The organism is Acinetobacter sp. Tol 5 (assembly GCF_019702905.1).
Taxonomy (GTDB): Bacteria; Pseudomonadota; Gammaproteobacteria; order Pseudomonadales; family Moraxellaceae; genus Acinetobacter; species Acinetobacter bereziniae.
On the sequence record NZ_AP024708.1, the window covers coordinates 2,717,799 to 2,729,857 of the forward strand.

Below are 12,059 nucleotides of genomic sequence, written 5' to 3' on the forward strand. Positions count from 1 at the left end.
ACTGAAGTTATCGTGTACTCACACTAATAAATTTAAAAATTAGAATGGATAAGACACTATAAGGGTTAATCACTCATCTCTAGGATTGAAATCTTTAAATTCATCAGCATTGCTGGCAAATTCAATAAAAAAGTTATGCCATGCAAATAATGACTCTAACTCCTGTTTATTTTGAATCGGCTTAGGCAACTCATATCCAATGATCCAGTATGGTGCTGTACAGCAAACATGCTCAGGTATAAGGACTTGCTGTAAGGCTTTTTCAGCACTTACTAAATATAAATTATCGTTTAAGTGGACAATACTCCCTTGCAAAGCTTCTTGAATACAATGATCTGCCTCTATATACGTATCCTTCATTTAGTTCGCCTCCATTTTTCAATTAATGGGATTTCTAAATCTGTTAAATTATTTAACGCTGAGATTACTATTTCAATTGCATCACACCATTTGACAACTCTTGTATACTACCTAAAAAATTCAAAAAATTGATTGATTCAAAATTTCAAAATACGTAAGTTGAGTGGAAACGTTATAAACATCAACCTGAATATCAATATCCATGGCGCAAGCTCCACATTAGAATATTGCTACAACCTTCCTAAAAGGCACTGCTCACAACAAATAATATCAGGTACTCCCCCTGGTGATTTACTAAATCACATTTCATCTGAGGAGCACATTGAATCCTTATATACCGATGGGGAGTCTATGATACGAAATGCTACAGACAAGTCATTTTAGATCGACTGGCACATACTTGTACTCTGCTAAAAAAACATAGAATCATGGAAAGATAAAAAATAGAGATCTTTATAAGTAAATGAATTCTTAAAAACATTCAAACTTCTAGGAAGAACATTCTGGAAAAAGTAGTCAGGTGATCATCGCAAAAGTCTGATGGAAACCAAGTTGGGTTGCATCAAATTATTGAAAGAGTTATATCTCTAATTTATATTTTTTAGAGTAATTCCATCTTTCTATTCTTTATGTAACCACAGCACTTAGGTTTTAAACAGCATCCTACTAAATAAATTAAAAGCTAGAATCATCCTTTTAAAAATACCAAAAATTTTCAATCAATTAAAATCAACCCCCTAAAATAGATTTTCACAACCATAAAAACTCCATTTACTATAAATTAACACTTAATCCAATTGATCACATTAAAACCAATAAAATACTTTATTTAAATGAACAATAATTTCGAGATACCTCTATTAACTTTAACAAAGATTAAATATTAAAAAATTTCTCAAAAAGATTTGCATTTCTGTCTAAAACCACTCAAAAATGCTAAAAATGGGGGTGAAATCCCCCCCTAAACTTCCCCATTTTTGAGCGCAAAAAACCAGATTATCTGCAAAGAAATACTAAGAAAAACCAAGTTGCAAAGTTAAAAACAATATCCATATGTTTTCAATGTATTTTTTTTGATAAATTTCCGTTCATATGCTAAACCTCTGATAGAACCTCTCAGCACTCTTTTTTGATACTCTCAGCACTCTTTCATCTTGTAAAAGACGCTTTGCAACAGCATCTTTTGAATAAAATTATTATCTTTTTTATTCCATATTTTATATTTTTTTATTTTCTCCTCTCCGATTTTTACATTATTAAATTCACTCGGATCATATTTATCCGATTCAAAATTATCTGAATCTTTTGAATAAATTTTATTGATAAAATCTAAGAATCTTTGATAGTCAATCAAGTCATTTTTAGATGATGCCTTAAAGTTCAAAATAGGACGATCTTTTTCAAGTGAAATTTTATTTTCTAAACAATCAAAAAAATGTTTAAGATCTTTCTGGTTTACATTTTCATTTAAGTTAAAAGGTTGCTCAATCTCATAGAGAGTAGACCATGTCACCATTTTACTCCAAGTAAAACCGATAATATCCTCATGATTAGCATCATTTTTGAAGTGATTTGTATAGAGAGAAAACGGCTGGCTGATCGATTGAATGAACTTCAATACTTCAGGATCGATCGTTGCTTGTTCTTTTTTTTCCGACCACTTCTGGTATTCATCTAAAAATGTTTCACGGTATAAAAACACTTCCTGCTGTTGAGGCTGCTTCTGCTTTTTCTTGCTCTTTAATGCAGAAGTTTGAGAATTATTTTCTGTGTGTGAATGAATCTTCTTCATCAATTTTAAAATATCTCTTTCATTCGACTGAAATTCAACTTTGAAATCGCGATGCATCAACTGACTATCGCCTAATAATGCCTTGATCAATTGAGGTGAATATTCACGGTTTGCTTGATAAAACATGTCAGCAATCAGGATACTCAGATGATGCAGATAATGTCTTGCAGTGATCCGAATGTCTTCATGCCCCATCAGATGCGCAAGTCGAGACCAGGCTTGTGCACTACGCGATGAAGCATCCTTCATATTGGGTAAAATGTGCTTTTTAAGCTTACGCCCAAACTCGGAATCATAGTCAGTAAAACAACGTACCAGTGCTATGCTGCCTTTTAAAAGGATAGCCAAATGTGAAGCGGTACTATGCCTGAAAGCATGAAAGGTATATTGATGATCGTTTGTCCCTAATACAGTATTAAACAGCAACTGGGTAATTTTTGATAAATTTGTACTGGATAAAGGTTGTTCACCCAGCATAAAGAGCTGTTTGATTTTTCTATTGCAGACTGCTGCAGTCGCTTTAGAGCCAGGTAACTGGTTTTGATAAAAGCGACAAAATCCTGTGAACTCGTCCGGTGCTAAAAAATGAACTAAATCAAACTGACGCGTGGCATTATCACTTTTCAGATCACGCTCAGAATTTAGACGAATCCTAAGGGTGAGATCATCAATATCACCCATTGTTTTTCTCATTTTATGGTCAGATCGATCGTCTTTCTGCTGATCTAAAGCGGATTCAAACACATAATAGAACTGTCGATTGTCAGGATGTTTTCGTAACTGCGGAGATACAAAATCATCGATACAGATCCCGGCAGCTTCATCAATACGCAAGCCCAGTCTAAATGCCAATGTATAGACCCATTCTAGACAGGTTGCATCCTGCTCAGTCAGCCCCAAAGCTTCTGGGTATTCTCTAAGAATCCGTATCATCAATTGAAACATCTGCGGACTAATGAGTCTGGTTTTTAAAAATAAACCGTCACTTTGACGTTCATATAAATATTGCACAATCGGTGCACGATGATTCTTGACTAAGTATTGGTGAAAGGCTTTCAGCCGATCAAAGGCATAACCCGAGGTATTGTATTTTTTATTGTTGTTGGTTTGGGCGGTCGTTTTATGATTTTTCTGATCATTCAGCAGTTTTTCTTCAACAATCGTGCGATACATTTCCTCAAACTGCTCTTCAGTGGCTGTATCTAGATTGATCTGTTTCTCTAGAACATAACAAAGTAAGTCAAGCACGAAACTACTATAGTAACGCTTGATCGTGGAGACTTTAATCGCTCCTTTCCCCTCCTGATAAGCAAATTCGTTTTTTAACCACTGACACACACGTAAATGTGCAATAGCCACTACATAATCCAGGTACTCGCCATTTCCAGCCTCATACGCAGATTTATAGTCCTCAGATTTATATATTTTTTCTTGGAGTTGATCCGCAAGCTGTTTGGGTTTGATATCCCAATGAAAAGATAAAAGCCAGGATTTCAGCTCATGGCGTTGACCGGTTCGTCGATCATGAAATGTTTTGACTGTAACTGTAGGCATCTCCAATTCTAAAAATTGGTTATTTTTGCCAAGGTTTCTAATTCTGGTCTGAATGGTTTTCCAGTTATCGAGTTGATCATAGAGCTGTGTATACTGCTCATAGATTAAAGGCGAAGTGATGATCTGATTGTTCAGTACACTGGTACTTAACACATCCAGATTAGGAATCTCTTGCCACAAGACATAATCCATATGCTTAAAAATGGCAAAACCGGTCTTTTCCAAGCCTTTTAAAAATAGCTTCACGTGATTAAGCTGTGCAAATGGCTGATCCTCACGTCCTTTTCTAGAGTCCCCCTCCTCCGCCATATTCAGTACAATGTTTAAATGGATTTTAAGTTTTTCTAGCAGTAAGGCTTCAGGCTGATTCCCCGTTTCAATTTCACTCTGTTCTTTTTCCCAGCACAGCAATGGCGAAGTGCTTTGTAATTCATGCCCTTGCGATCTATTAATTAGCTCCTGAATCCGTCGATAACATAGCATCGCAAAGGCATTGAAATAAATGTTTTGGGTTTGCCATAACTCCGCCTCTTCTTCGCCATCCTGACGATAGATGTTGCCATACTTTGTCGAGGGCAACGTGTATGAAAAGACATAAGCTTTTTGAACCTTTTCGTCACCTGAATAGATCGGAAGCAAGCCACTATCCAGGTTCATATGAAAAATCGCATCATGAATGGCTATCAGTCGTTCAGGTTGCATGCATCCCTGATCAAAAATTAATGAAATACACAGACATTCAAACAAGGTATTCACTAATTTTTGTTGCTCTTTAGCCGTAGAGTATAAGAGGATACCTTGAGTTTGTTGTTTGAGATAATCCGCCCAATTCACATACAGTTTTTCTTTTACCTCGACGAGCATAGTACCCTGCTGTAACTTTCGTCCTGAAAAAACGTTGTCTAGACGTTTAGATGTGTAGACTATCCAATCGGGCAACTTAATCTCATAGCTCTCGGCATAGGAAGGGTAATCCTTTTGCCACTGCTGGTTTTTCTCGTTACAAATCCGTTTCACTTGTTTAAAACAGAATTGAAGGTAATCTGCAGCATTGTCCTTAAATTTGGATATTTGGCAGAGCTGCTCTAAAACTGCTCTATGGATATTGAACTTGTCCAGAATTTGCTGATCAAGCCACTTAAAATCAATTTGAGCAAGGTCAGAATTTACATCTGTGTATGTAGCAGTGATCAGCTGAGAAATTTCCTTAAAAATGTCGGCGATTTCTCTTTTAATGGCATTTTCTAATTGCGTAACGAGTGATGTATCAAGCACAAGATGGTCCTTTAAAGCACTTCAAGCTTTGCGATTTCTAGTTTGTTGAGCAAGCTTTTAACTTGCTGCTGAATGTCGTGTTTGTAGAGATAAGGGCTTAATCCAGAAATGTGACTGAATCCCATGCTTTGCTTATCATGGGTATATAGCGTATTGTGAATGTCACCACTCAAGGCGAGATGATTTTTAGTGAAATGCCTTGGCCAGTTTTTATAAATCTGCACGGTCTCTTTAAGGTAATTCGTGACAAAATCAGCAGACATGGGCTGTAACTCCAAATGCTCCACGACTTCCGCAAGATTCACCTGACCTTTTTGGGACTTGATCCGAGGATGTGAGATGACATAGAGCATAAAACCATCGTTTTCCAATTTCACTTTAAAACTAGTTATCCCGAGTGTCTCGATGGTTTGCGTCAGATATTTTCGATATGCATTGAAATGATCCTGCCAGTAGCCTGTAACAGGAACAGGACGTCCTACTTTTCGTGAATCAGTTTTTTTATCATGCACATAAAGCAGTTGTGCCTTAGGATCGTAATGTTTGAGTAACCCCGGCATGCCGACTATTGGACGTACCGTCAGGCAGATTAAGGAAAGATGCCACATCCAAATGCTGTAAGCATTCAGCTTCTCGATCAGATTCGCTTGAGTATTGGCTAATGTGTTTTTGACAAAATGATAAAGCTGATTAAAAAATTCACTCGCGGCCTCTACAGTCCAGCATCGCTGACTACCAATACGTTCCTCACGATGAAAAATATGGCCAGGGTGTTCATTCTCAATCCATGGATCACCTTTTCTACGGTCTAATAGAACATTAATATAGCCTTGAAAATGCTGGTCGATTTGATCGATCTGACGCCCTTCATAGTTCCATTGCACGATATGATGAGTATCTCGATTAGCCAACAAGTGTGCGACTAGGTTATCACCAGTCTCCATATCCAGATAGAAATAGATTTGCAGCTCTAAAATCCCGCAGGTGATTTCACCAATCTGATGCTCTTTAAAGACTTCCCGCAAAAAATTATTGTACTCAATCACACAAAATTCAGGTTCCTCTAAAGCCTCTAAACTGGTGATCCAGGGTGCTGGTATGCGCCATTCTAGGGTTAAGGCCCGATTATAACGCTGTGCTTTATCTTGCATGGCACCGGAATGATTGGCATTCAACTTAGGATCGATCACCCAATAATAATGGATGACTTTTTTGACTGATTTTTTTTTAATTCTACCAATACCAATCAAATACTTGATCTTTTGAAAGACCGTTGGACTCAGACCGGTCAAGAGACACATCAGACCACACACAGCTAGAGCCGATTGATATGCATCATTTCTCGTATTTTCTTGATAACACTCGTGCAATCGCTGATATACCTCAGTTAATAAACTGGGTTTCAGATAAAGCGGATTAGTTTTACAGGCTAAGTCACGTCGCTGAATTCGCTTAGCTTGCTTTTCAAGCTGTTTCTGTTTGTCGTCAGAGAAACTCCCCTTCACCCGCTTGGCGATCTCATCCTGTTCAGGATCGACAACATTGGCCTCTGTATCCTGTTCCTTATCATCATTCTCCACATCAAACGAAGATATGCCAGAATGAGATGTGCGGGTCATGCGCTTTTGAATGTTGTCGATTAAAGCCTGAACATTGATTGACGATGAATTTAACTTACTATTGATGAGTTCATTACAAACAATAATGAATTGTTGAATATGGCGGCCGAGATTAAGCTGTTCAAAATCGTTTTTTATTGTTTTGCGCTCTAAAAGAGTTTTTAACTCATTGGCATTAAATTCATCCATCCCCTGGAGTTTTTGCGTGATGTCTGCATACAGTTGTTTATTTTCCTCAGCGTGAGAAAACTGCTTTTGCAACAACAGTTTTAAATCATAAAATACTGTATTGATTTTATTGTTCTTTTCACACTTATGTAAAATAACTCGTCTTTCTTTCTCTTCAGCCTGAGGCTCTAACAAGATGATTCCCTTCAGCATTTCGCACAAGACTGCAGTCAAAAGATAGGAATAGATGAATGCTGCTTTTTGTTGGTCGTTTAGTTCTCCTATAGATGCACTTTTAGCCCATTGAGTTAAGCCTGCCAATAATTTCTTTTGTGTCACCATCCGATTGTCTTTAATCACCACATGGATATCGTGAGCAGCAACATACAATTCCAGTACCTGCTTATCTTGCGCCAAGAGCTGATTCAAAATTTGTTTTTTGTCGCTCAGGGACTGATTTATCCATGCTTCCAATAATTTGGTTTCTTCGTCTAACTCTGACGATTTATCATTTTGACTCATAAAATCACCATAATTTTTTAGGGTAAAAATTGAAAATTAGGTTTTGCTCTAACTTGAGGTTCAAGTCTTTATGCAACTTGAAGTATTTTTTATAGGTGCTGGCACTCAATTGAACATGACGCTGCAGATTTGGATCCGATCGCATATGCTGTGATAACCGCAGACCTAAGGCTTCGGATAATTGAGTAAAAAAACAGGTAAACAGCACAGCATGCACATGTTTCTGTTTGTGCTTGTCGACCTGTTGCAGATCTAGAGGAATTTTATGGATTAACCATTTTAGGACCTCAAATTCATCAACGGCTTTATTCGATTTCGCCCCCGTGTTAAGAGTTCTTTTGATGTAAGCATCCAGCTTGTTTTTAAGATTCAAGATAAAACCTCGAATAAAGTCTGGTAAATCTAATATCAAAACTGCTCTGAGTTTGATCAGAACTTCAAATGATTTTTTTTGCATGTTGAAACCTAGTAAATAGGTATGAGCAATTAGTCCATACCATCTTCAAAATCAGTCTTCTTTTAAGCAAGCAAATTTGTAGACTTCCGCCTTACTCCAACGAAGAGTACGTCCATGTCTAATAGGATTAATTGGGCCATTTTCATATAAAGCCCACTTACGTAAAGTCTGTTCTGCATACCCTAAAAGCCTAGCTGTCTCTCTAGTGGTCAATAAAAGCCGATCATCTGTAATCGGCTTATGTTTATGCTTAAATGACATTTTTTTGTGTCCTTGTTGATTTAGAGTCATAACACCACAAATCAATTTGGAATAATACTTTGCAAAAATATGTTTTTCTTGCCAAATTTTCAGTTAAGATGAGTTGTACTTGAGTGAATCAGAGTGATACATGGGCCGCCCGCTAAGAACTAGGATAGATTTTGCAAAAACAATAAGTTGGTATGACTTTTTTTATAATCAGTTAGTAAGCTTTGGTAGATATAAAAATGATTATGATATGGAAAAATTTTTTTATGGATACCAAAAAGATCACAAGGTACAGAGCTTATTTAAAAAGTATAAATTTGGATTATCCACACCACAAAAATACCAGATAATTAATGTTGAATCTAAATGTATTGGTTCATCTCAAATTATCAACCATCCCCTGTGGAAAATTTTGAAATATCAAATATTTGATGAAGATCTTATATTATTAGAATTAGCTACTTTACCTCACTATATCTTAGAGTTCATTTCATCCAATGGACGTATTAAAGACTTTGATAAGAGTTGCTTAGAACATATAGCAAGCTATGGCTCACTCGACAGCCTATGTACATTGTATTTATTGCATCACTGGGGAGTAACCATTAATAGTACCGCTCTTTCTAATGATTGCTGTTCACTTCTCATAAATTCATTAGAGTTATTACTAAAAAGAAATCCTCACTTCCATCGTTCACATGTCTTTTTATTTGATGAATTATGTGATCAGATATTCCTTATGGAATTAAAAGGATACAGTCGACCACTCAAAATTAAATTAAATTGGCGAGAATACAGAAGGAAAAACTGGTCTAATGAAGTTAAAGAGATATCTACACAAGCCGAAGCAGATTTCCGCATTCACCCGAAACTTCAAGACTTCATTCCAAGCACAGATCCAAACCTAGTAGAACTATACAAAAAACTGTTTGTTTAAGTTGATTTCATCTGCTTACCATTTGCTTACCAGAATCTAAAAACAAAAAAACCACCTAGGATTAGTACACCTAAGTGGTTGTTTTATATGGTGGGCCCACCGTGACTTGAACACGGGACCAACGGATTATGAGTCCGCTGCTCTAACCAACTGAGCTACAGGCCCTATAAATACTGACGATAGAGTATTTTCGAGAAAGAATACTAGCGAAAATAAAATTGAATTACAAGAACTTTAACAACAACTTAGATTTAATGCATGTTTTTTGAACATTAGAGAGCGAATTCAGCGAATTATGACAAAGCAACTGTACTTTGCAATATCGATTACACCAAAATGACTAGTGATGATCTTTACGTTTATCTAAATAAACTTCCAACCCGCTCCATAAACAAATCAGCATAAGGACAAAGATCATCACAATAAATAAGGTCATAAACACGCTGCAATCCTTTTGCGCACTGTTAAAATTTTAAGCTCGTTGCTTAACCAAGACTAAAGTCTAAAACATTCAATATCGATAGTGAATATGAGTTTGGTTATTTTTAAAACAAATTAAATCTTATGCTATTGTTTTTAATAATTAATTTTGGATTTATTCATTTAATCACGAAGATAAGACACAAATTTATTCAGCCTACTGACTTTTTAAACTTTGGAATTATTACTGTAATAGTGGCACTTCTATTCAAAAACATATACGATAATGATAATTGTTATTACTTGAGCAATATGAATCATGGCTTTGAATGCACATCGTACTTTTATTCAAGTGAAGGAAAAAATATATTTAGGTCCCAACTATATTCGTATCATTTTTGACTGTGTAGATACGGATAAATTCAAACATACAAGTATTGGCGATAACAATAAAGTCTTTATTCCAAGACCTGACCAAAGTGAAATAGAGCTTCCAGATTTTGATTTTGATCAACGTAAATGGATCGTCAACAATCCTACCCTTATGCCAGAAATTCGCACATATACCCATCGTGATATTGATCTAATCAATAAAACTTTAACCATTGAGTTCGCAATGCATGGTACAGATACGGTTGCTTGTCATTGGGCTGATCGTGCGCAACGAGGTGATCAAATTGGTGTCACCATGTCTACTGCGACACGAGACTTGATTCCCACTGGGCTTCAACATTATCTGATTATTACGGATAGTACAGGTTTAGCTGTTACACAAGCAATTTTAAAAACATTACCTACAAGTAGCAAAGCTTATGTGATTGCAGAAGTACCAACTATCGCAGATCGAATCGAATTAAAAACACAAGCTGATTTAGAACAAATATGGTTATATAACCCTACGCCCTTGAAGCAAAGCTTATTGGCAGATGAGTTAGCGAAACATCCAGAGCTGATCAATCTACCGCCGAGTCGTTATGCACACATCACCGCTGAATTACAAGCTGTACGTGCTTGTCGGAATATTCTCAGAAAACAAAGTGACTGGGGGAAAGAAGATTGTTATGCATGCTCATATTGGCAAATTGGTAAAGCAGACAGTGAGCGATTTTCTAAAGTTGTTGATGATTGAAATAATGTTGTGAGTCCAATATCTCAATTGATTTATTACAGTGCAACTGATTGAAGTTCAAACAAAAGTCTCTATGCTCGTTCTCTGTGTAGAGACTTTAATCATTCAGTGTAAATTAAAATATCGGTGAATAGGCATCTGGCATAAATCAAAAAATGAGACTGGTTTGTGATTGTGAATCATTTCAACATTTCAAGTAATTTCCTCATTCAAAAAAGTACAAATTAATCATTATTTCATATTTAATGATAGAGCCAATTTATTAAAAACTCATACCGTAAAATATGACTTACCTTGATCAATAAAAGCGATGTAATGAAAATCTTGTTGAATAACAAAAATCTTTCGTTGAGCGAGCAGGCTTATAAAAAGCTCCGACCTAATAAAATAAAAAGTATCACAATCAATCTTCCAATTACGCTTTTAATATGTTCAAGTCTTAATCACAATATTTCATGGCTTTATTCTTTGATAAATTTAATTGTGTATGATGCAGTAACACACAAGAATAATTACGAAACTCGTATTCCTTAATCATTTTGTCCTGTATGAGCTCAATCCGAATCTGGGTTTCTAAATAATCTTTGAAAAAATCTAGCTGATTCAAACAAAACATATATTTTTGCTGATGATTCTCTAAGTTGTGCAAACTTGATTGATAAACTTTGCTTGTCAACACATCGTTTACATTTCCGTTTGCATATAAAAACACAATATCAAGCCTTGAGAAATCGTCAGAATTGAATATGGCTTGGGGCTTCAGCGCACATATATTTTGATTCACGCGTTCATATTTAAAATCTTGGATATATTTCTTTTTACATCCCTGTACAATCAAACAAGAACTTAAAATTATAATCAAACCACAATATTTCATCGATGACCTAAAAAATAATCAGTTGATATAAATAAATTGCTGGTTGGTGAGTGGAACTAAAACCTGTTTAGCATAAAACTCATTGAATATCTGTGTGGTAATTTCTGAAAATGGTTCATCTTTAAAATGCGGTAAAATTGAAAAATTGATCAACCCCAATCCTTGAATATCCTGTAAATAAGGTGCTTTTGAAGCATCGTCCATTGTTCTGACATAGTCTAAATCTTGTCCCAATACGATAGAGCCAGCGGAACTGCCTATATAAGGCTTTCCCTGATTGATCAACTTTGAAATAACTTTGTCAGCCTGAGATCGTTTTAATTCTTGTAAGAGATAAAAGGGATTCCCTCCTGAAACAAAGATAAAGTCATTCCGATTTAGCGTCGCTTCAATTGACTGAATGTCTTGCTCATCTATATGTAAAACGTCAACCTGAATGCCTAGCTTTTCAAAGGCTTTTTTATCATCTTCGACATAAAATGTAATTGATTCAGGCTTACTTGCAGTCGGAATAAATGTAACAGACTTACCGATTAGAGGCTGATCAATATGCTGTGCAAAATCCAAATAAACATCCGCAAAAGAAGCTGCTAGAAAAAGGTTTTTCATGATGAACGCTCTATTTTCAGGTTATATTAAAAAATATTGTTAATTTTTAAATAATTCAAAATCTTAAATGAAGACAATAAATCTAGATATT

Annotated in this window: 9 protein-coding genes, 1 tRNA gene and 1 pseudogene; 3 read left to right on the forward strand and 8 right to left on the reverse strand. The window is 35.7% G+C overall.

Features of this window, described 5'->3' with window-relative positions; genetic code table 11:
- Nucleotides 1-69: 69 nt before the first annotated feature.
- Nucleotides 70-360 carry a hypothetical protein gene (locus TOL5_RS12685; protein ID WP_019384232.1) on the reverse strand — a complete coding sequence of 97 codons (291 nt, stop codon included), beginning with the start codon at nt 358-360 and terminating at the stop codon, nt 70-72.
- A 282-nt stretch (nt 361-642) separates the two neighbouring features.
- Between TOL5_RS12685 and TOL5_RS22490 the strand changes: the two are divergent.
- A pseudogene (locus tag TOL5_RS22490) lies at nt 643-951 on the forward strand (IS5/IS1182 family transposase); the annotation flags it as partial.
- A gap of 547 nt (nt 952-1,498) precedes the next feature.
- Here the strand turns inward: TOL5_RS22490 and TOL5_RS12690 are convergent.
- The 4 genes from TOL5_RS12690 to TOL5_RS12705 are packed head-to-tail and all read right to left on the reverse strand — an operon-like array spanning nt 1,499 to nt 8,038.
- The gene (locus TOL5_RS12690; RefSeq protein WP_221260384.1) at nt 1,499-4,981 is read right to left on the reverse strand and encodes a hypothetical protein; all 3,483 of its coding nucleotides are present in this window, start codon (nt 4,979-4,981) and stop codon (nt 1,499-1,501) included.
- An 11-nt stretch (nt 4,982-4,992) separates the two neighbouring features.
- The gene (locus TOL5_RS12695) at nt 4,993-7,290 is read right to left on the reverse strand and encodes a hypothetical protein (protein ID WP_019384230.1); all 2,298 of its coding nucleotides are present in this window, start codon (nt 7,288-7,290) and stop codon (nt 4,993-4,995) included.
- 4 nt (nt 7,291-7,294) lie between these two features.
- On the reverse strand, nt 7,295-7,747 hold the full coding sequence (locus TOL5_RS12700) for a hypothetical protein (RefSeq protein ID WP_019384229.1): 453 nt from the start codon (nt 7,745-7,747) through the stop codon (nt 7,295-7,297).
- Between the two features lie 51 nt (nt 7,748-7,798).
- The gene (locus TOL5_RS12705; protein ID WP_019384228.1) at nt 7,799-8,038 is read right to left on the reverse strand and encodes a helix-turn-helix domain-containing protein; all 240 of its coding nucleotides are present in this window, start codon (nt 8,036-8,038) and stop codon (nt 7,799-7,801) included.
- 100 nt (nt 8,039-8,138) lie between these two features.
- On the opposite strand from TOL5_RS12705, the gene TOL5_RS12710 reads away from it, so the two are divergent.
- The gene (locus TOL5_RS12710) at nt 8,139-8,933 is read left to right on the forward strand and encodes a hypothetical protein (protein WP_019384227.1); all 795 of its coding nucleotides are present in this window, start codon (nt 8,139-8,141) and stop codon (nt 8,931-8,933) included.
- Nucleotides 8,934-9,021: 88 nt separating this feature from the next.
- Here the strand turns inward: TOL5_RS12710 and TOL5_RS12715 are convergent.
- A tRNA-Ile gene (locus tag TOL5_RS12715) sits at nt 9,022-9,098 on the reverse strand.
- Nucleotides 9,099-9,672: 574 nt separating this feature from the next.
- Between TOL5_RS12715 and TOL5_RS12720 the strand changes: the two genes are divergently transcribed.
- Complete coding sequence (locus tag TOL5_RS12720) at nt 9,673-10,482, forward strand: siderophore-interacting protein (protein WP_121774996.1); 810 nt, start codon at nt 9,673-9,675, stop codon at nt 10,480-10,482.
- A gap of 439 nt (nt 10,483-10,921) precedes the next feature.
- On the opposite strand, the gene TOL5_RS12725 is transcribed toward TOL5_RS12720, so the two are convergent.
- Entirely contained in the window at nt 10,922-11,359 is a 438-nt protein-coding gene (locus tag TOL5_RS12725) for a hypothetical protein (protein ID WP_208474512.1), read from the reverse strand.
- Nucleotides 11,360-11,377: 18 nt separating this feature from the next.
- A complete protein-coding gene (locus TOL5_RS12730; RefSeq protein WP_221260385.1) occupies nt 11,378-11,968 on the reverse strand; it encodes a Type 1 glutamine amidotransferase-like domain-containing protein in 591 nt (196 codons plus the stop codon).
- Nucleotides 11,969-12,059: the final 91 nt, after the last annotated feature.

Bases quoted from the DNA above. Each gene is read 5' to 3' on its own strand.
- TOL5_RS12685 (WP_019384232.1), bottom strand. From the start codon at position 360: ATGAAGGATACGTATATAGAGGCAGATCATTGTATTCAAGAAGCTTTG.
- TOL5_RS12695 (WP_019384230.1), bottom strand. From the start codon at position 7,290: ATGAGTCAAAATGATAAATCGTCAGAGTTAGACGAAGAAACCAAATTA.
- TOL5_RS12700 (WP_019384229.1), bottom strand. From the start codon at position 7,747: ATGCAAAAAAAATCATTTGAAGTTCTGATCAAACTCAGAGCAGTTTTG.
- TOL5_RS12705 (WP_019384228.1), bottom strand. From the start codon at position 8,038: ATGACTCTAAATCAACAAGGACACAAAAAAATGTCATTTAAGCATAAA.
- TOL5_RS12710 (WP_019384227.1), top strand. From the start codon at position 8,139: ATGGGCCGCCCGCTAAGAACTAGGATAGATTTTGCAAAAACAATAAGT.
- TOL5_RS12720 (WP_121774996.1), top strand. From the start codon at position 9,673: ATGGCTTTGAATGCACATCGTACTTTTATTCAAGTGAAGGAAAAAATA.
- TOL5_RS12725 (WP_208474512.1), bottom strand. From the start codon at position 11,359: ATGAAATATTGTGGTTTGATTATAATTTTAAGTTCTTGTTTGATTGTA.
- TOL5_RS12730 (WP_221260385.1), bottom strand. From the start codon at position 11,968: ATGAAAAACCTTTTTCTAGCAGCTTCTTTTGCGGATGTTTATTTGGAT.